This is a genomic window from Saccharopolyspora soli (assembly GCF_022678645.1).
GTDB classification, from domain to species: domain Bacteria; phylum Actinomycetota; class Actinomycetes; order Mycobacteriales; family Pseudonocardiaceae; genus Saccharopolyspora; species Saccharopolyspora soli.
In genome coordinates this window covers 318,362-336,595 of sequence record NZ_JALBWV010000001.1, presented here as the reverse complement: position 1 = coordinate 336,595, position 18,234 = coordinate 318,362, and the positions used below count along the sequence as shown (strand labels likewise).

Sequence of the window (18,234 nt, the reverse complement as noted above, 5' to 3'; positions counted from 1 at the left end):
GGATCATCCTCGGGACTTCCTGAGCCGCCACGCCGCCTGGGCCCCCAGGCTGGTGTCGATGTGCTCGCGCATCACGGCGGCGGCCGTGTCGCTGTCGCCCGCGATGACCGAGTCCACCAGCAGCTGGTGTTCGCGGACTTTCTCAGCCTTCGCGTCCGGGCCGCGCTCGACCTCCAGGGCCAGGCGCCGGTAGCGGTCAGCTTTGTCCCAGAGGCCGTCGAGGGTCTCGACGAGCAGGTCGTTGTGCGAGGCGACGTAGATCGCCCGGTGGAATCGCCGGTGGTGCAGCAGGTGGGCGTACTCGGGATCGTCGGGCAGCGCTTCCAGCCCCTCGGCCGCCTCGCGGATCTCGGCGATGTCGGCCTTCGTCCGGCGCTGCGCGGCCAGGGACGCGGCGAGCGGATCCAGCGATCGGCGCATCTCGAAGAGGTCGCGGGCCTCCTCGGCCTTCAGCTCGGTCACCCGCGCGTCGCGGTGCGCGTCGAGTTCCACCAGGCCCTCCGCCTTGAGCCGACGAAGCGCCTCGCGCAGCGGCGTCGTGCTGACACCGAGCGCACGCGCCAGCGGAGCCTGGTTGATCACCGAGCCGGGCGCGAACTCCCCGGACAGGATCTTCTCCCGCACGCTGTGGTACGCGAGCTCACTCTTGGTCAGCAACGGCGCCACCGGTCGGGTCATCCAACCTGCTCCCTGTCATCGAGCCTTCCGCGTCCCCACCGGCGCTCATCTGCGATAGCCACGGGCCGACCTGCCACCGGTCGATTTTCCTTCCACCAAAGGTCTTCCAGCACTCCGCGGGCCAGCGGTCGAGTGGACCACCCCTTGGCTCGCAGAGATTATAAGCTCTTCGGTCGGTGCCGTGAGTTGACTCCTGACCGCGTACGAGACCTCGCCTCCCGCTGATTTCTGAGCCCGCGGGACTTTTGCCAGCATCGCGACGATGTGGCACCTGCTACGCAGAAGTGTGCAGCGAGGAGGTGTCCGCGATGCCCGACGACCGAGGTGATGCGCTTCGACGGCCGCCGCCCGCCGCATTCGCACGCGAGAGGCCCATCTTGTCGGCGCCGGGCCTCACCGGCGACCAGATCCAGCAGCTCCGCAGCAATTGGGTCATCGCCAACCTGTACCGACTGCGCGCTCCGCTGGCGCAGCTGGAGCTCAACAGCCAGGAGCACTCGGCGTTGGCGCGCATCGCCGCACACGATGTCGAATTCGTGAACACCGTCGCGAGCCTCCTCGCCCGCGCCCGCGCCGCAGCCCCGCTGAACGAACCGACGCAGCCGGACCGGTGAGATCGTCGCTGGGAATCCGCGCGCCGTGCTGTCCGCAGCAGGCCGCCGCCGCGACGAGCAGTGCATCATCGGGTATTGGGGATCGATACTGCGGGGGCTGTTCGGGCTGGTCCGATGCCTCGGTTCGGTTTGCCCAGGCGATAGCGCACCTTGCCCTTCAGCACCGTTCCCGATTCCGCGCATCCATCCGTCAGACCTTCTGCCGGGAACAGGGTGAAGGTCCAACGCTTGTTCGATTCGCAGTCCGGGAGGTCGCGTCCGCTTTGCAGGACGCGGGCTCCCCAAACCTGCCTGATCATCAGGTTCCTGGTGTCCGTGCCCGCCACGGTGAACTCCTCCTCGGGCGCACCGGTGATCTGGTCGTAGCTGCCGAGGGACGGCCCGCGGGCACCCGTGACGGTGGCGACCATCGTCCACGGCGTGCCGGGCTGGCATCCGAGGACGCCTTCGGGCAGTCGCTCGTCGAAGACGTCCGCGGCGGGCGTGCCGAGCTGGTCCGTTCTGGTGGTGGGGGCCATCGGGCGACGGGTGTCCAACTTCCCTGGATCCGGTACTAGGAGAATTCCCCAGGTCACCTCGTCCGCGAACCGCGCCGGCGCGAAGTGCTCGCGCAGGGCGAGCACCGCGGCTTCGGCGGCTTGCCACGACTGCGCGGAGAAGGCCGCTGCCAGGTACTCGGGCGTCACCGCTGGGAGCCCGGCACTGGCCACCGCTTCGGCCACCGACTCGCACCTGGACCACCCGGACTCGGCCAGCACCGCGATCTGCTCGGCCTTGAACGACATCACTGGCCTCCAAGCCGTCTCGGCGCCGATCGTCGCGATGCTAACGGCAGGCACCGACAGGCGTGCGGAGAACTGGCGTGGTTCGCGGTGCCTTGAGGTGACCATGCGCCGGGATTAGCGTTGAAAAGGGCAGCAGAACCGGAAAACGTTCTTCCTCGCTCGCCCGCCAAAGCGGTCCACTTCGGATCGGGGACGTCGCGCGCGTGTTGCGCACATTGCCGAGGAGCAAGGCATGATCGTCATCGCGGAAACCGCTCAACAGCGCTGGATCGAGGATTTCCGCCGGATCACGAACGAAGATCCCGAAATCCAGGCGCACGGCAGGCACTACACGTGCGCCTTCCTGATCGACATGGCCGAGCACTGCTATCTCATCCGGATGAGCCGCGGCCACCTCGAACGCATCCTCGTCGATCCGGGCCCGCTGGACGAGCGGTACGAATTCGCCATCCGAGCGAGCGCCGAGACGTGGCGCAAGTTCGCCCAGCCGATTCCCGAACCGATGTACCACGGGATCTTCGCGGCGTCCTTCCGCCGGGACATGCGGCTGGACGGCGATCTGCTCGTGCTGATGCAGAACCTGCGCTGCGTCGTCCGCCATCTCGAACTCCTGCGATCCACCGGCTCCCCCGTCTAGCGGCGCCCCGATTTCGGTGCGGTGAAAGGAAACTCGTCATGGCACAGATCTCGCCGGTCACCGGGCATTACGTGACGCTCGACGTGCAGGGCGGGCAGTTCGAGGTCTTCTTCCTGGAGAACGGGTCCGGCCGCCCGCTGGTGTGCCAGCACACGGCAGGCTGCCACAACCACCAGTGGCGCGGTCTGCTGGTGGACGAGGAGATCACGAGCCGCTACCGGGTCATCGCCTACGACCTGCCCCGGCACGGCAAGTCCGATCCGCCGCTCAACCAGGAGTGGTGGACGTCGGAATACCGGCTGACCACCGATTTCTTCGCGGATTTCATCGTGACGTTCTGCGATGCGCTGGAGCTCGACGACCCGATCTTCATGGGCTCCTCGTTCGGCGGGAACATCGCGCTGCAATTGGCCCTGCGACACCCCGACCGGTTCGCCGCAGTGATCCCGGTCGAGGCGGCCGACCACTCGCCGGGCTTCTTCCTCGACTGGTGGCAGCACCCGCACGCCAACGCGGCACAGGTGTGCGCCAGCGGCGTTCTGGACCTGATGGCTCCGCAGTCACCGGAGCAGGATCGGCGCCGGACCTGGTTCTACTACACGCAGGGCTCCGAGGCGTTCCGCGGCGACCTGTACTTCTACTCCGTAGACCACGATCTGCGCGGCCAACTCCACGAGATCGACACCCGGCGCTGCCCGGTCGTCATGCTCACCGGATGCTACGACTACCTCACCACGCCGGAAGACGGGCGCCGGACCGCCGCGGAGATCCGGGGGGCCGAGTTCGTCGAGATGGCCGACATCGGGCACTTCCCGATGAGCGAGAACTACCCGGTCTTCCGGGGATACCTGCAACGAGCTCTTGAGACGATCGAGACCGAGCTGCGCCAGCGGGTCGGGCCTTGATCCCGTTCCGCCATGCTGAATGCAGAGCTGGCCCCAGCCTTCAGGTCGGGGCGTCGTCGTCGTGCTTTCCGGCACGGCTGCGGCGCGCGTAATAGACCTCGAACAAGGCATTCTTGTCGGTCGCCATCCAGTGCCGCAGCGACCGCACGAAGTGCTCCCAGTCCACCGACCGCAGTCCGGTGCAGCGGTGCCCGAGGTCTCCCTCGCTGTCGTCGTAATAGCCACGGCAGATTTCGCACTTGATCAGACTCATGGTGCCGCCACCTGATGCGTTTCGGGGAACATGGCGATCTCACCTGGCAGCCGGGAATGCCGTGTCCAAAACGGCTGACCAGGAGTTTTCCGATCAGTATAGCCAGCCGGTGCAATAGGGTCGCCTTCGCGACCAACCGAATTCCCAGCGCGACAGCTGTTGTGCCGCAAGGTGTTGGCGTTGTTTTTGGGACCCGTGTGACAGGATTTCCGCGAAAGCGGCCGCATCTTGCGACCGACCGACGCCAGAGCCATCGTGGGGGCAGGAGTTCCTCCGCAGCAGGGTCGGCAAATGGTCGGTGCGCAGCACGAATGCCCGCGACGCCAGTTCCTCCTCTGGGCAGCCGCTGTCGCGACACCCCTGCCCGGCCTGTTGGCCGGGTGTGCACAAGGCCAGCCACCAACGGGGATCCAATCCGCTGCGGTGCCGCCGCAATGCATCCCGGACTGGATGCTGACGCCGAACAACGTGGCGGACGCCGATCTGATGCGTGACATCGAAGTGATCCGCGATCTGCTCGTCCACCACCAGGACATCGTGCGGACGGTCGAACACTTCTCCTACGGCATCCGGGCGACCACCACGAGTTCCAACCGCGATCTCGCCGAACGCATCCGCACGCACGCCGAGCAGATGAAGTTGCGCCTGCAACGGGGCGCGGCGATTCGCCAGTTGGACCCGCTGTTCGCGGAGATCTTCGCCCACCACCAACTGGTCGACTTGCAGATCGAGCGCTTGCCGAACGGCATCCGGATCAACGAGACATCATCGGATCCCGTAACGGTGATGCTGCTCAGGCAGCACGCGGTGCGGGCCGTTTCGGAATTCGTCGCCAAGGGTATGAGCCGCGCGGTGCAACCCACCCCGCTCCCGCCCGGCTATCCGGGCTGACCGCACCCGACGTGCAACCGGTGGCCCGGCGTCCCTTTCGGGTAGCTGAGCAGGTGTGTTGCGCCCTCGTTGCCGACAATGGGGCGACCAGGACGAGCTAGGGGGAGATCGCCTGTGGACTTCGTTTTTTCCCGACGAGCGCTGCTGCGGTCCGCCGTCGCCGGGACTACCGCGTTCGCGGGCGAAGTCGCTCCGGCTTCGTCGGGCGACGGGGAATCGCATGCGCCCTCGTCGCCGTACCCGGAAGTCGGTCCCGGCACCCAATTCCTCGATCACGCCGCGCTGCTGGACGGTCTGCCAGAACCAGGCTGGTTCGCCGCGAACATCCCGCTGGTCGACGTACCCGAGCCGGAGATCCAGCAGGTCTACTACTACCGCTGGCGGGTGTTCTACGAGGCGCTGAAGTACACCGGGCCCGCGGAGGGCTGGATCGTCACCGAGTTCCTCGCGCCGGTCGGCTACTCCGCGCCGGGCGGCGCCATCGCGGCCGCCGCCGGGCACCACCTCACCGAGGGCCGCTGGCTGCGCGACCGCCGCTACCTCGACGACTACCTCCGGTATTGGCTGCGAGGCTCGGGTGCGAGCTACAAGGAGCCGTCGCTGGAGCTCAACCGGTACGCCTCGGACTGGGCGCACCAGTACTCGTTCTGGGCGGCCGACGCCGTCTGGAAACGAGCTTCGGTCACCGGCGACTGGGCCGCCGCGCGCGATCTGCTGCCCGAACTCGTGCGGCAGTGGGAGCGTTGGGCGCCGCAGTACGACGCCGGGCTCGGGTTGTACTGGCAGAGCCCGGTTTGGGACGGGATGGAGTACAGCGCCAGTTCCTACCAGAGCAAGGATCCCTTCCGCGGCGGCGAGGGCTTCCGGCCGACGGTGAACAGCTACCAGTACGCCGATGCCCGGCGGATCGCTGAGCTCGCCCGGTTCGCTGGTGACAACGCGCTGGCCGCCCGGTTCGACGAGCACGCCGATCGACTCCGGGCCGCGCACGCGCAACTCTGGGACGCCGAGGCCCAGTTCTTCAAGCACATGATGCGGGACGACAACCCAGGACGGGCGCTGCTCGTCGATCGCGAGCAGATCGGCTTCGTGCCGTGGATGTTCGGACTCGCCGGGCCCGAACACGCGGCAGCCTGGCGCCAGCTGGACGACCCGCAGGGATTCGCCGCCGATTTCGGGCCGACGTCGGTGGAACGTCGCAGCCTGTGGTTCATGCACGAGGCGAACCAGGGCTGCTGCCGGTGGGACGGCCCTAGCTGGCCGTACGCCACCAGCCAAACACTCACCGCACTCGCCGACCTGCTCATCGACTACCCACCGCAACCGCACGTCGACGCGGCGGACTACATCCGGTTGCTGCGGACTTACGCCCGCACCCAGCACCGCGACGGTCAGCCCTACGTGGCCGAGGCGCACGACCCGGACGCACCTGTGTGGATCTACGACGCCAGGGCGCACAGCGAGGACTACAACCACTCCACGTTCGCCGATCTGGTGCTTTCCGGCCTGCTCGGGCTCCGACCGCAATCCGACGACACCCTCGTCCTGCACCCGCTGGCACCGCCGGAATGGGACCACTTCGCCGTCGAGAACGTGCCGTACCACGGGCACAACGTCACGGTGCTGTGGGACCGCGGCGGCTCGCGTTACGGCCAGGGCGCGGGATTGTCGGTGTTCATCAACGGCTCCCTCGAACATCGGCAGGAAACGCTCGCACCGGTGACCATCGGGATGCCCGCAGCACGGATGCCCGAACTGCGCGCCAAAGTCGATCTGGCCACCAATCTCGACCCTGCTGCCGGATTTCCGAAGGCGACCGCGTCGTTTTCGGCCGAGGGATTCGACCCGGCCAAGGCCGTCGACGGGCAGAAGCACTTCCTCGACCTGCCCAGCACGCGGTGGAGCACGCTTGGTTCGCCGAATCCGGAAGACTGGCTGGCGCTGGACTTCGGCGCGACCAGGACGCTCGATGAGGTCCGGGTGTTCTTCCACGGCAACGGAACCACGCTCCAGCCACCGGCGAGCTGGTGGGTCGAGCGCTGCGACAGCACCGGCCAGTGGCGGCGGGTGCCGGACCAGCTGATCGAGCCCGCCCACGCCGTGGCCAACGACCTCAACCGCGCGACTTTCCCCGCCATCGCGCTCCGCGAGCTACGCCTGGTCATGTGCCCGCAGCCGCAAACGAATTTCGCCATCGCCGAAGTGCAATGTTGGTGTCCGTCCAGATAGGACGACCGACATGCCGAGCATGCCGACTTCGTGGTCCATATCGGACGCTCGCTCCTGCGAACCGCACCCGCTGGACTCGATCACCGAATGGGTGGTCGCTCGGTGTGCCCGGCGTGTTGGGTTCACCGATTCGCGACCCCGGTGCAAGGTTTGCCGCGTCAATCGCACGGTTCGGGATCGGTTCCCGGGTCGATTCCGGTTGGCGCAAGTGAAAACTAGTCAGATCGGAGTGTCGACGTGCGCAGTTCTGTTCGTGCCTTGTTCGCCGGTGTCGCCGCGACCGGGATACTCGTGATGGGCGCCTCCCCCGGCATCGCCGCAACCGAAACCGGATCGGACAACGACTCGACTGTGACCGCCGCGAGCGAAGGCGGCGACGGCGGCCACGGCGGCGAGGGTGGCCATGGTCTGAGCATCTGCCCGGCAATCGGAATTCTCGCCAAGGGCGAGGCCAGTTGCGATAGCGGCAACGGCGGCGACGCAGACGGCGGCGACGCCAACGCCGAAGCCGAGGACGACAGCCGAGACAGCGAGCAAGCCAACGACAACTGACGTCGCCGAGCCAGCTCTGGTGCGAGACCTTCTTCCAGATCGGGAAAGTCGATCAAAGGCGATCAGCACCGCTGCGGCGAATCGACGACGTGGAACGGAGTACGAGTGACCAATTCTGTTCGTCTTCTGGGTTCCGCCGCCGCGCTCGTGGTCGGCGTACTGGCGACGAGTGTGCTACCCCAGGCTGTTGCGATGGCCGATACCCGCACTGCGGACACTCCCGGGAGCACCGCCGACGAATTCCAACTCCCCGACTACTTCGGCCAGGTGCTGACGGGCTGTCGACCGACTTCACTCACCGGCCAGATCACGGTCGAGTGCTCGGTCGCACCGAACGGCGAGAGCGCCGACGGTTCCGAGGACGGCGAGGTCGACTTCTGACGTCCACCGCCACCGCGGACCAAACGCCGAAAGTGTCGGCCTCCGCTCGGAGGTCGGCACTTTCGCCGCGCAGCTCCCAGGACGTACGCGGTCCCTGTGAGCAGGAAGAAACGATCCATTATGGACCGTTGTCCCGATCCAGGTTTCCGCGAGGTGACCGAGAACCAGCGGCGCTGCGCCCGAGCGGCGGACAGACCACGGGACCTCGTCTGCCGCGGGCTGCCCGCCGCCAGCACCGATCCAGCACGCGGGGTGTCGACTCCGTATCCGAGGCCGACACCGGTTTCGCGGCGGAACGACCGGGACACCCAGAATACGCCTCTGTCAGTCCTCGTCGTCCTCGTACTTCTTGTCCTTGCTGTCATCTTCGGCGGTAGCGTCGGCGTCGCCGCCGTCGGCGCTGCCACCGTTGCCGCCGCTGCAGTCGGCGCTGGCCGGTGCCAGCAACGCGATCGAAGGACAGACAATCAGGGCGAATCCGCCTTTGCCCCCGTTGCCGCCGTTGCCGCCTTCACTCGCGGCCGTCACAGTGGAGTCGTCATCTGACTCGCTTTCGGCGGCAAGAGCCGGTGCGGCCCCAGCGGTGAGCAACCCGGCCGCAGCGATACCGATGAACACAGCACGAACAGAACTGCGCACAGCAGACTCCGATCTCGATAGGTTCCAGTTGTTCGGATTCGATCCGCACCTCGCCGAGAAAAGCGGCAGGGCTGATCGAAATCAACGCGTGGACCCTTTCACCGGAGCCAGCGGGTCGCACCTATCGACACGCCGACTGGACGGCCAGTCACCCAGTAGTGCGTTCGAGGGTATGCGCAGTTCCGTTTTCCGCTGAAAAGACAGCGTGCCGACCGGGGACACCTCGATCGGCACGCCACCACATGATGTTCAGACCGCTGTCACGGCAGTGACGTCAATCGTCGCCCACGGACGACTCGGCGTCGCCACCGTCGCCGTCGCCACCGTTGCCAGCGCCGCCGCAAGAGCCCTCGCCCTCACCCAGCAGGCCAATGCCGATGCCGCAGATGAGGTTCACGCCGAAACCGCCGTCACCACCCTCGCCGTCGCCGCCCGAGGCCACAGACGTGACTTCCTCATCGTCCTTGTCCTTCTTGCCATCGGCGAAGGCTGGCGATCCCATGGCCAGCAGGGTGGCCGCGGCCGCGGTAACACCGAGCAGGCGAATGGACATACGCATTCTACAACTCCCATCCATGTTGGACTGTGCCCGGTCGGCATGTTGGATTCTCGGAATTTCCGGAGCAGGGGTGCGCCGACCGGCAAGGAGACGGTCGCATCACTCTGCTCGGTCTGCCATGTCGGGCACACCAAAGAGAATCGCCAGCCACTCGGAGGAGGCACGACCACAGGGTGTTCCGGCCAATGCCGAGCACGCGAGGGAGCCGACAACTCAACTGGTCGGAGAAAACAAGATCACCACAAGGTAGATCAAGAAGGAACCGCCGCGATCAAGCTCGCGGTCAACACAGATCAACCCGAATCCCATTGCACGACCGGGGTTTGCGCCGCTGAAAGGAATCAGGTTCGCATCGCTCGTTTTGGTCAACAGGTGGCCGATCAGCGCGCACATCGCCCGGCCCGCCCATAGCGTTCTTAGCTACTGCCGCACCGGATGCCGTCTCAGGAGGCACGACATGGCAATTCAACGCGACACCGTGGTCGCTTTGGCTGCGCTGGGAACCTTGACCGCAGGGGCCTCCGTGGCCGCGACCGCCTTGGGGAATGCTGCGGCCGGACCGCCGCTGCACGTCGAAGTGAGCGAGGCCAAGTGCTTCCGCCCTGGCGATCTGCACCGCACCGTGGCAGGAGCAGATCTCTTCCCGGGCAAGCTGGGCGACCGAGCTGCGATTGCCACGGTGCAGCTCACCTTCCGAAGTGCTACCCGGGACGGCCAGAAAGCGGACTTCACTGTCACTGTGGACGGTGAGCAGCGATCCAGCGGATCAGTCAGTGGCGGCGGAAAGTCCGTCAACAGCGTCACTATCGCCAGCGACAAGGACTCGCGGATCGTCGTGACCAGCGGCTCGACTGTCGTCCTCGACACGATGGTCGCGGGGCGCTGCTAACGCACTGATCAGTTCAGCGAACCCGAACGACAAATGCCCCGAACGACGAATGCGTCGGGAAGCGGTGGTGCCCGCTCCCCGACGCATCGTCATGCTTGCTCCGGCGAGAGAAAGCAGTGGTCTCATCAGTAGTCTCGTAAAGCCACCGCCACTGGGTGCAAGCGGGTAGAAGAGCCAGAACCAAGCCCCTCAACATCGAACCCGCCTTGGTTCCGCCTCGTAGAGTGCACGAACCTGCTCGAACCAGCATCGGCCGCTTGCGCTCCGAGGAGCTCAGAAATCGAAGACCGAGCCGGTCCGGGCCTTGAGTTCGCACGGATTGGCCACCGACACCTGGTAGCCCACCTGCCGACCACGCCAGGTCCCTTCGGCGGTTGCGCGGACTCGGGGGTTGTCCTTGGTGCAACTGCTGGACTTGTCTCGATCAAGCAGCTCCGCATTCCCATCGGCTGCCCGCAACTCGTCGCATGCGGAAGTCGCATGTGGATGGCTTCCGCCAGCGGGGTGGCATTTCAGCGTCACACTTCGGGAATCCTGAGATTCCGTCACCGTCAACGTGAGGGTGCTTTCCTGCTCGCCTCCACCGGATGCGGCCGAAGCGCCTACCGGAACCAGCTGTGCCGCACCGCAGGAAAGACCCACCACGACAACGCCGAGCAACCGAATACCGGCCATCTGTAATCCTCCGTCCTGCCTAGGAGAGAAAACCCTTGTCCTCCTTACCCCAACTCCGGCGATCCCTCCGGGCGAGCCCGAAACAATCAACGATCGAAGTCCCTCGACGGTGTGTCGTCTACGAAGGACAGCCGACACCAACCCAACCTCAATATGTCCATTAATCGACCGAACCGTCCACACCGGACTTCGGGAGCGTTGCCGCAAGTCGAATTCGTGCCGATTTGAATGGACGGAAAGTGATTCCGATATCGCACCGAACGGTTCGTGATCGCCGATCGTATGAACGTTTCGATCACTACCCAGCGATGTCCGAAAGCGCAGTGCAGCGTGGCCAACCTGGGCGGTGGCAACATCAGGGTTGCCGAACCTAGATCATCTTTTCTGGGATCATCACATGAGGTGAGCAGCGACAACCTCGGCTTGCACGATCATCCGCCGTCGATATGTTTGATGCGGTCCCGCAGCGACGGGGCCGTAACAAATCCCGAAAAGTATTCCACTGCCGACGCGTCCCTCCGCGGCAGTCGAATCCACTGCGGTGTCATTCGCGAAAATCATTAAGAAAGGGAATTTCTGTTATGCCTTCTCTCAAGCGCGTCATCGCTGCAGCCGCTCTGGGGCTCCCTCTCCTGCTCGGCGTCCCCGGAATGGCGCTCGCCAACGACGATCACGGCAGCGATGGAAAGCCGTGCCACTCGAAGAAGTGCCACAAGGATGGCCAGAAGATCGACCAGGACCAGGACAGCAACACCGAGCAGAGCAACGACAACGAGTCGACGATCTACCAGTGGAGCGTTGGCAGCAAAGGTGACCAGTCGGCACTGAACTGGACCAACCAGTCCAATGACAGTGACACCGACCAAACCGAGGTCGCCGTGCAGGAGGAGAACAAGGGCAAGAAGAAGCACAAGGACCACCAAGAGGACGGGACCGCGTCCGAGGACGGGGGCACCTACGACGACGGAACCGCGTCCGGAGACGAGGGCACCTACGAGGACGAGAGCGGGAGCGGGAGCGGGAGCGGGAGCGGGAGCGGGAGCGAAAGCGGGAGCGGGAGCGAGAGCTGACGCCTTCCCGGCAGTACTCCTGAACAGCGAGTAGCAAGGCACCACTTGGCCCGGCGACGAGATAGCCGGGCCAAGTGGTGCCAATCGCAATTCGTCAACCGGCACTGCAGCCAGCACCGTGCACCAGGGGCTCGACCTAGTCGTGCTGCAAGGCGGTCTCGGATTGTTCGGTCTCGTCGGTGTTGTCCTGATGGGTCCAGGTCATCGCCGACTGGTCGCTGTCATCACCGTTGTGGATCTGGATGATCGGCGAAATGTTGATGTTGTTCTGCACCGTGCCGTTCTGCGCAACCTGCTTGCGAGCCTGGTCCTCGGCCGCCTCGTGGATAGCGGCGGGCTTCGGCGCCTTCGCCGGGCGCTCCTCGTCGTCGACGGCCAGCGCCGTACCTGCTGCGCCCAGCAGGAGCGGCAATCCGACCGCCACTGCCGCGAGAACGCGCTTCGCGATACCCATGGACCGTTCCCTTCACAGAGGTCTTGTTCGGACAACAGGACGCCGAGCCCCGAAATAGACAACGGATTCAGGTTTCTGACTTCCTGGCCCCTTCAGAACGAAGAGGCACCAGGAACCTACCGGTGCGGCGACGTCCCGCGGCAAGTTGAATCGCTGGTGATCACACCATTGTAGTGATTGCGGTCGGCCGAACGTCCACAGTGTCCGGACCGCAGACATACGTTCGCAGCGGGTGTGGGGGCGTTTGAACTGATCATTCGCAACCGAGCTGCTAGAACCGGTACCGGAGCGTGCGGGCCCCTTGCCGGGACAGCGCGGTGCTGAGCCCGGTGAGGCGGGTCAGCCCGCGCAGCGGTTGCGGGAACTGCGCTACTTCGGGCGCGAGTAAGCAGTTGTTCTTCGTCGGCGGGCAACGCGTCCAGCCAGTCGGGTTTGGTCAGGTCGGCGCTGATGGTGTGCGAGCGGTCCGGGAGGAACCGCGAGCGCAGGTCCACGACCTCGGCGAAGTCGACGCCGTACCAGTCGACACCGGCGGGCGGGTCGCACCGGACGAGCCGGGTGTCCAGACCGCAGCACAGATCCAGCGCCACGCCGTCGGGGTGGGCGCCGACGAACGCCCGCACCGCGGCGTCCAGCTTCTTGGCGCGCAGCGCGGTGCTGGTGATCACGCTGGGCTTCAGCTTGAGCTTGGCGAAGTCGTAGTCGATCTGGTCGGCGATGTCGGCGGAGAGCTCGTCACCGAGGATCGGACTGGCCGAGGCGCTGTCCAGTGCCCACGCGTGCAGGGCGAACAGTGCCGTCTCCTTGATCAGGCCGAGGCTGACTTGCTGACGTGACATACGCAGGAACCAGGTCAGAGGTTGCTCGTGGTCCAGATCGGTTCCGGTTCCGGTTCCGGCGGTTCGCGCAGCGCTTCCATCGCGCGGTGCAGCGCTACCGCGTCCAACTCCGGTGGGAGCAGACCCGAATTCCTGATGTGCGCCAGCAACTCCTGCTCCGGTTGCAGGTGGTGGTGCTCCAGGTAGTACGTGACGGTGTCCGGCCAGATCCAGGTGCCGTCGGTGCGGAGGCTCATCGGCACCACCAGTCCGCGAGTGGTGTCGACGACGTCGTCCAAAGTGGCCGTCGTGACCATCAGCGCGGTGCCAGCTCGCAGGTAGTCGAGCACCTGATCGCGCTCAGCCGCATCGAGAATCCGCGGGTGGTCCGGGTCGAAGCTCGGCCCGGTCGTGGGATCCACCGAGTCGAACACCCGCGCCACCTTGATCTCCGGCGCTTCGGTGGCCGCCCAGAGGAGCGCACCGTACGCGCGGGCCAAGCGCTGGTATCCGGGCGCGTCGCCACGGACCGGGGTGACTTCGATCTGCGGTGCGACCTCGCCTAGCGAGGTAAGCGCCTGCTGGAGCCGGGCGGTCAGCGCTGGCAGGTCTCCGTCGTCGGCTTCGACCACGTAGACCGCGCGCGGTGGCGGATACGGCGCGTCGTCGGCGGGCGTGCGCCAAGTCCGCCACAAGCCGTGCGCGTCCGGCTCCGCGCGGAGCACGTCGATCAACGCCGCCACCGCGGAATCGTCGTTGATGTCGCCAGGGCTCTGGGTGCTGAACCGCCACACCATCGGCGGGTCGTCGCGCACTGGCTCGATGCCCCGCAACGCGGTGAGCTTCGCGCGGTCCGCTTCGAGGACCGTCATCAGCAGGCCCAGATCTTCTTCGGTCAGCGGCAGGCTGTACCGGATGGCGGTGAACGTCACCGAACTGGCGACGTCGTCCAGCCGGTCTTCGGCGAGCCAGCCGCGTGCCTCGGCCACCACCTCGTCCGGCGCGATACCGGCCAGCCTCAGCAGCAGGTCGTGCATGGCGGCCTTCGCCAGCTGATCAGGTGTGGTCATGTCGTGCTCCTAGCCAGATCGAGCCCGGTGGCCAAGACCCACAGACTCGAAATCGACCGCACATCGACGGTCTCCAGTCGTCCACAACGCACCCATGTTTACACCACTTTGGAGCAACCGGGCCACCGAATGACGATCTTCGTCCCCGCCTCGCTCGGATGTGGCAATTGACCACTGCCCGCAGCCCGCGGCGGCACAATTACTGGCCTCGGCGAACCAGCGGCAAGCCGTCGAAGATCCTCGGCAACAAGCCACCGCCCGCAACATCACCGGCTCTGGGCACGGCGACCGTCAGCGCGGTCAGTCACGGTCGGCTCGCGTCCGCCCAGCACAACATCCACTGTGGACTTTGCGAGCTGTTTCCGTTCGTACCAAGACATCCGGCCGGAGAAGATGGGCAGACGGGAGCACTCAGAAGTGGACCAGCACGCGTCCTTCGTTGCTGTCGTCAGCTTCCACCGAACGGTAGAGCTTCCTGAGATGCGGCTGTTTCAGCATGGCCAACACGCGGTGCTTCAGCTTGCCAGCGCCTTTGCCGGGGATGATCTCGACGAGCATGATCTTCTCCCGGACCGCGCGGAAGATCGCCGTGCGCACGGCTTTGTCGATATCCCGATCACTCCGGAAGATCGGATGCAGATCCACCGTCAACTTCTCGGGCAATGCGGCTCCCCGGCTCGCGGATCGATCACAGCGACGATGCTAGCCCACAACCCATCCGACCGGAATGCACCTTGGGGAACACCTGTCATCGCTACCGGTTGGCCGCGATCGAATCGGCACAATACCGCGACCCGATTTTGACGACAGCTGTTCTTGAGCACGTCAACACGTGCGGAATTTCGGGCACTGGAAGCCGGTGGGAATTTGCCATTCGCACCCGAGCAAAGCGCGTCGCGCGAGCACGAAGGCCCTGGTGCGCGCTGCTTCGGGGCAGGGACAAGACGACACCCGGCCGGGTTGCCGAGCATCCCGACCGGGTGTGACGTCAGCGAGCAGCGGACCGACCACCTCGGGCGCCGCTGCCGATCCGGCCGCCGTCAGGCGTCCACCCAGCCGTGGCGCTGCGCGAACCCCACGAGCTGCTTGCGCACCTGCACGATCTGACCGCCTGTCATGCTGGGCACTGCCTCGATCAGCACATCGGTGATCTTCTGCGCGAATTCGGACGCGGGGAGAACGTCGCACAACTCGTCGTCGTCTCGTCTGCCCTCCGCGCCCGACGCTTGCGCCGTCCTGACTGTCACCCCAGAAGTGGGTTCGAGCAGGTGCACGACCATGGCCTTCGAACCCTGGTTGCCGGGCATCGCCTCGTACTCCACCCGCATGCCGCCGCGAACGGTCTGCTTAACCGCGTCATCCAGAATCGACGCGTGCAGGAAGACGTCCTCGCCGCCATCGTCGGGCGTGATGAAGCCATAACCCTTGCTGCTGTCAAATCGAACAATCGTACCCGTATCCACCGCTTCAGCCCCTCAAACCCGCTAGCGCAAATTCCCTCAGCACCAACAACTGCACCCGCAGCATAGCAGCTCCCAACCGGCGCAAAAACGCGAAGCGGCGGCCGATCGGGATTTGCGCCGCTATGCGAAACCCGGTAAACGCGAACGAAATCCGACCTGCTGCGACTGGCCGACTTCCACCTGCGTCCGCATCGTGTGCACTCGCTTGCGGCCCCAGCGCCGCCGCGAGCAACGGAGCGCACAGCGGTGTCATCCGCCCCGCGCGTACGTCGAATCACATCAGAACCAAGTCGCACGTGCGTCACGGTCCATCATCCGACCGGATCTTCCATCTATCCACAATAGATCAGTCTCGGCAATGGCTCACCGCATAGCCGCGAAGAAGCCGCGCAGGAGGAGAGTCCGATCATCCACAACGGACATTTGTCGGGCGCGCAGAACGCTTCTCGATCTCGGTTTCGGCGAATCCCGGCCGCGCAGCGATGAGCCCAGCGAACAGTTCGAGCACCAGGCAGCAGATCAGCAACAGCAGTGGCGCCGTCCAGCCGCCCGTCAGGTCGTTGAGAGCACCGATCGCCAGCGGACCGAGCGCGGCCAGCACGTACCCGCCGCTCTGCACGAAGCCGGACAACTGCGTGGCGGTCGACGCTTCGCGCGCTCGAAGCGAGATGAGTGTTACCGCCAACGGGAAGGCACCGTGCAGGCTGGCCAGCAGCACCACCCAAAGCCAGGGTGCGGCCGCCGGGGCGAAGAGCAGACCGGCATATCCAGCGAGTCCACCCGTGACGATGCCGACTACGTAAGGCCGCTGGTTCGCGCTGCGCGCGGCGAACCGCGGCAACACCAGGCTCAGGGGGATGGCGAGCAGCGCCGACGCGGACAGCATCAGGGCCGCGGTGGCAGCGTCGATCCCAGCGCCGATGAGCATCGCCGGAAGCCAGCCCATCATGGCGTAGGCGCTGAGCGCTTGAAGCCCGAAGAACGCGGCCAGGCTCAACGCCGTTGGGCTGCGGAGCAACGCCATCGTCGAGTGCATCTGGCGCGGCCCCGACTCTTCGACAGGTGCTCGCCGCCCGCGCCCGAGCATGATCACCCACGGAATCACCGCGAACGCCGCGAAAACCGCCCACGACCCGAGACCGCCCCGCCAGCCGTGCCCGGTCGCCTCCCCGATCGCGACGCTCGCTCCAGCGGGCAGCGCGACGCTGGCCGCTGCGCTCATGGAGTAGACCCCGGTCATCAGGCCGACCCGGCGCGGGAAGAACCGCTTGATCAACACCGGGATCATGATGTTGGCGACGGCGATGCCCGCCAGCGCGAGGGCGCTGCCCAGCACGAAGCTCGCCGAATTGACGGCGACGGCCCGCCCAGCCAAGCCGACGACGATGGCGATGACTCCGACGAGCACCAGCCGCACTTCCCCGATGCGGCGGGAAACCGCCGGGGCGAGCGCGCCGAACGCGGCGAAGCAGATCACCGGTAGCGCGGTGACCAGCCCGGCTAGCGTCGCGTTCATCGCCAGGGATTCGCGCACTTGGTCGAGCACGACCCCCAGGCTGGTGACCGCGGATCGAAGGTTCAGCGCGGTCAGCACGATCCCGATGCCCACGAGGCCGCGGGTGAGACGAGTGCCGCTGCTGACCAGCCGCAAGTTCGTCGTAGTGACCACCCATCCTTTGTAGCTGGTCACATGTGTCCAGTCAATGGGTTTCGGTGGTAACCTTCGGTCGTGGAACTCGGTTATGAACGCCCCGAGGACCGGCCCGCCGCGCCTGCCCCGCTCGACCGGGTGCAGGAGTTCATCAACACCCGGATCAACCTCCGCGAGACCGGCGATTTCCGGGATGAGCTGGCCTCGCCCACCGCGCTGCGCGACTGGCTGAGCGCGCGTGGTCTGCTGCCGCGGCGCGCACAGCTGGGTCAGCACGATCTGGACCGAGCCATCGCGGTCCGCGAGGGGCTGCGCGCCATGCTCGCCCGGAACAACGACGCGAGCGAGGCGACCGATGCCGAGGCGCTACGAGCGCTCGACGAAGCGGCCGCCATGTTTCCGCTACGAGTAAGCGTCGGCGCGGGAGCCGAGCCCGTACTCGGCCCCGCAGGCCCGCCCGGTTTCGAACACGCGCTGGCCGGTCTCCTGGCGGACGTCGTCACCGCGCGGTCCGCTGGTCTGCTGTCCCGGCTGAAGGCGTGCCGCGATCCGGCCTGCCGCTGGGTCTTCTACGACTCGTCGAAGAATCGCTCGGGCGCTTGGTGCTCGATGGCCGCCTGCGGCGCGGCGTCGAAGAAACGGCACTTCACCGAACGCCGCCGCCAACAACGCCAGCGAGGTTGATCGACGAACGAAACGGCAACGCCCGTCGAAATGGCCGGGGAAATGATCACTATTCGGCGCGATCGCGAAATCGTCGTCGCGCCATGACCGGCTTGGGAATCAATCATGAATCGCTTGCCGCATTGGCCGCTTCGACGGACGGCTCAGCAATGCGATCCACTTCGTCTTGCTCGGCGTCGCTTTCCGGCTCGCGCTCGGTGAGCTCAGCCACGAAACACGGCGGCGCGGACACCTGCCAGTCAATGCTCGCCGGATCGATCAGTTCTTCGAGCATCGCGTCGTAGATCGGCACCATCCCACCGACGCCATGCGGTTCGTTCGCCGCCACTGCCGCCCT

24 protein-coding genes are annotated in these 18,234 nt (G+C 65.9%); 10 read left to right on the top strand and 14 right to left on the bottom strand.

Annotation, left to right across the window (positions count from 1 at the left end; genetic code table 11):
• Positions 1 to 3 precede the first annotated feature (3 nt).
• On the bottom strand, positions 4 to 678 hold the full coding sequence (locus MOQ72_RS01540; protein ID WP_242179947.1) for a GntR family transcriptional regulator: 675 nt from the start codon (positions 676 to 678) through the stop codon (positions 4 to 6).
• Positions 679 to 986: 308 nt separating this feature from the next.
• On the opposite strand from MOQ72_RS01540, the gene MOQ72_RS01535 reads away from it, so the two are divergent.
• Positions 987 to 1,292, top strand: a complete 306-nt coding sequence (locus tag MOQ72_RS01535) for a hypothetical protein (protein WP_242179946.1) — start codon at positions 987 to 989, stop codon at positions 1,290 to 1,292.
• Between the two features lie 65 nt (positions 1,293 to 1,357).
• Here the strand turns inward: MOQ72_RS01535 and MOQ72_RS01530 are convergent, their stop codons facing one another.
• Positions 1,358 to 2,077, bottom strand: a complete 720-nt coding sequence (locus MOQ72_RS01530) for a hypothetical protein (protein ID WP_242179945.1) — start codon at positions 2,075 to 2,077, stop codon at positions 1,358 to 1,360.
• Between the two features lie 232 nt (positions 2,078 to 2,309).
• On the opposite strand from MOQ72_RS01530, the gene MOQ72_RS01525 reads away from it, so the two are divergent.
• Together MOQ72_RS01525 and MOQ72_RS01520 are read left to right on the top strand one after the other, a co-directional pair.
• A complete protein-coding gene (locus MOQ72_RS01525; protein WP_242179944.1) occupies positions 2,310 to 2,714 on the top strand; it encodes a hypothetical protein in 405 nt (134 codons plus the stop codon).
• A gap of 38 nt (positions 2,715 to 2,752) precedes the next feature.
• Positions 2,753 to 3,619 carry an alpha/beta fold hydrolase gene (locus tag MOQ72_RS01520; protein WP_242179943.1) on the top strand — a complete coding sequence of 289 codons (867 nt, stop codon included), beginning with the start codon at positions 2,753 to 2,755 and terminating at the stop codon, positions 3,617 to 3,619.
• Between the two features lie 40 nt (positions 3,620 to 3,659).
• Here the strand turns inward: MOQ72_RS01520 and MOQ72_RS01515 are convergent, their stop codons facing one another.
• Positions 3,660 to 3,872, bottom strand: a complete 213-nt coding sequence (locus tag MOQ72_RS01515; RefSeq protein WP_242179942.1) for a hypothetical protein — start codon at positions 3,870 to 3,872, stop codon at positions 3,660 to 3,662.
• 291 nt (positions 3,873 to 4,163) lie between these two features.
• Between MOQ72_RS01515 and MOQ72_RS01510 the strand changes: the two genes are divergently transcribed.
• From MOQ72_RS01510 to MOQ72_RS01495, 4 genes are all read left to right on the top strand, one after another.
• Positions 4,164 to 4,763 (top strand): hypothetical protein, encoded by a 600-nt coding sequence (locus MOQ72_RS01510; RefSeq protein WP_242179941.1) that lies wholly within the window; start codon positions 4,164 to 4,166, stop codon positions 4,761 to 4,763.
• A gap of 114 nt (positions 4,764 to 4,877) precedes the next feature.
• Complete coding sequence (locus tag MOQ72_RS01505; protein WP_242179940.1) at positions 4,878 to 6,992, top strand: MGH1-like glycoside hydrolase domain-containing protein; 2,115 nt, start codon at positions 4,878 to 4,880, stop codon at positions 6,990 to 6,992.
• 237 nt (positions 6,993 to 7,229) lie between these two features.
• Positions 7,230 to 7,544, top strand: coding sequence for a hypothetical protein (locus tag MOQ72_RS01500; protein ID WP_242179939.1), 315 nt, complete (start codon positions 7,230 to 7,232; stop codon positions 7,542 to 7,544).
• A gap of 105 nt (positions 7,545 to 7,649) precedes the next feature.
• Positions 7,650 to 7,925 carry a hypothetical protein gene (locus MOQ72_RS01495; protein ID WP_242179938.1) on the top strand — a complete coding sequence of 92 codons (276 nt, stop codon included), beginning with the start codon at positions 7,650 to 7,652 and terminating at the stop codon, positions 7,923 to 7,925.
• Between the two features lie 324 nt (positions 7,926 to 8,249).
• Here the strand turns inward: MOQ72_RS01495 and MOQ72_RS01490 are convergent, their stop codons facing one another.
• The 3 genes from MOQ72_RS01490 to MOQ72_RS01480 all read right to left on the bottom strand — a co-directional run bounded on the left by MOQ72_RS01490 (position 8,250) and on the right by MOQ72_RS01480 (position 9,516).
• Positions 8,250 to 8,564 carry a hypothetical protein gene (locus MOQ72_RS01490; RefSeq protein ID WP_242179937.1) on the bottom strand — a complete coding sequence of 105 codons (315 nt, stop codon included), beginning with the start codon at positions 8,562 to 8,564 and terminating at the stop codon, positions 8,250 to 8,252.
• Between the two features lie 274 nt (positions 8,565 to 8,838).
• Positions 8,839 to 9,117: a hypothetical protein gene (locus MOQ72_RS01485; RefSeq protein WP_242179936.1), complete on the bottom strand. Its 279-nt coding sequence runs from the start codon at positions 9,115 to 9,117 to the stop codon at positions 8,839 to 8,841.
• Positions 9,118 to 9,336: 219 nt separating this feature from the next.
• Entirely contained in the window at positions 9,337 to 9,516 is a 180-nt protein-coding gene (locus MOQ72_RS01480; protein WP_242179935.1) for a hypothetical protein, read from the bottom strand.
• A gap of 64 nt (positions 9,517 to 9,580) precedes the next feature.
• On the opposite strand from MOQ72_RS01480, the gene MOQ72_RS01475 reads away from it, so the two are divergent.
• Positions 9,581 to 10,012 carry a hypothetical protein gene (locus tag MOQ72_RS01475; protein ID WP_242179934.1) on the top strand — a complete coding sequence of 144 codons (432 nt, stop codon included), beginning with the start codon at positions 9,581 to 9,583 and terminating at the stop codon, positions 10,010 to 10,012.
• 273 nt (positions 10,013 to 10,285) lie between these two features.
• Here the strand turns inward: MOQ72_RS01475 and MOQ72_RS01470 are convergent, their stop codons facing one another.
• Positions 10,286 to 10,687, bottom strand: coding sequence for an SSI family serine proteinase inhibitor (locus MOQ72_RS01470; RefSeq protein WP_242179933.1), 402 nt, complete (start codon positions 10,685 to 10,687; stop codon positions 10,286 to 10,288).
• A 581-nt stretch (positions 10,688 to 11,268) separates the two neighbouring features.
• Between MOQ72_RS01470 and MOQ72_RS01465 the strand changes: the two genes are divergently transcribed.
• A complete protein-coding gene (locus MOQ72_RS01465) occupies positions 11,269 to 11,757 on the top strand; it encodes a hypothetical protein (protein WP_242179932.1) in 489 nt (162 codons plus the stop codon).
• Positions 11,758 to 11,893: 136 nt separating this feature from the next.
• On the opposite strand, the gene MOQ72_RS01460 is transcribed toward MOQ72_RS01465, so the two are convergent.
• The 6 genes from MOQ72_RS01460 to MOQ72_RS01435 all read right to left on the bottom strand — a co-directional run bounded on the left by MOQ72_RS01460 (position 11,894) and on the right by MOQ72_RS01435 (position 17,231).
• The gene (locus tag MOQ72_RS01460) at positions 11,894 to 12,211 is read right to left on the bottom strand and encodes a hypothetical protein (RefSeq protein WP_242179931.1); all 318 of its coding nucleotides are present in this window, start codon (positions 12,209 to 12,211) and stop codon (positions 11,894 to 11,896) included.
• Between the two features lie 116 nt (positions 12,212 to 12,327).
• Positions 12,328 to 13,050: a class I SAM-dependent methyltransferase gene (locus tag MOQ72_RS01455; RefSeq protein WP_242179930.1), complete on the bottom strand. Its 723-nt coding sequence runs from the start codon at positions 13,048 to 13,050 to the stop codon at positions 12,328 to 12,330.
• A 14-nt stretch (positions 13,051 to 13,064) separates the two neighbouring features.
• Entirely contained in the window at positions 13,065 to 14,099 is a 1,035-nt protein-coding gene (locus MOQ72_RS01450; protein ID WP_242179929.1) for a hypothetical protein, read from the bottom strand.
• Positions 14,100 to 14,510: 411 nt separating this feature from the next.
• Positions 14,511 to 14,762: a Smr/MutS family protein gene (locus tag MOQ72_RS01445; RefSeq protein WP_242179928.1), complete on the bottom strand. Its 252-nt coding sequence runs from the start codon at positions 14,760 to 14,762 to the stop codon at positions 14,511 to 14,513.
• A 377-nt stretch (positions 14,763 to 15,139) separates the two neighbouring features.
• Positions 15,140 to 15,562, bottom strand: a complete 423-nt coding sequence (locus MOQ72_RS01440; RefSeq protein WP_242179927.1) for a cold-shock protein — start codon at positions 15,560 to 15,562, stop codon at positions 15,140 to 15,142.
• A 406-nt stretch (positions 15,563 to 15,968) separates the two neighbouring features.
• The gene (locus tag MOQ72_RS01435; protein WP_242179926.1) at positions 15,969 to 17,231 is read right to left on the bottom strand and encodes a CynX/NimT family MFS transporter; all 1,263 of its coding nucleotides are present in this window, start codon (positions 17,229 to 17,231) and stop codon (positions 15,969 to 15,971) included.
• A gap of 60 nt (positions 17,232 to 17,291) precedes the next feature.
• Here MOQ72_RS01435 and MOQ72_RS45075 point away from each other — a divergent pair, with 60 nt between their 5' ends.
• Positions 17,292 to 17,897 (top strand): CGNR zinc finger domain-containing protein, encoded by a 606-nt coding sequence (locus MOQ72_RS45075; protein WP_242179925.1) that lies wholly within the window; start codon positions 17,292 to 17,294, stop codon positions 17,895 to 17,897.
• Between the two features lie 103 nt (positions 17,898 to 18,000).
• Here MOQ72_RS45075 and MOQ72_RS01425 read toward each other — a convergent pair whose 3' ends face one another.
• Positions 18,001 to 18,225, bottom strand: a complete 225-nt coding sequence (locus MOQ72_RS01425; RefSeq protein ID WP_242179924.1) for a hypothetical protein — start codon at positions 18,223 to 18,225, stop codon at positions 18,001 to 18,003.
• Between the last annotated feature and the right edge of the window lie 9 nt (positions 18,226 to 18,234).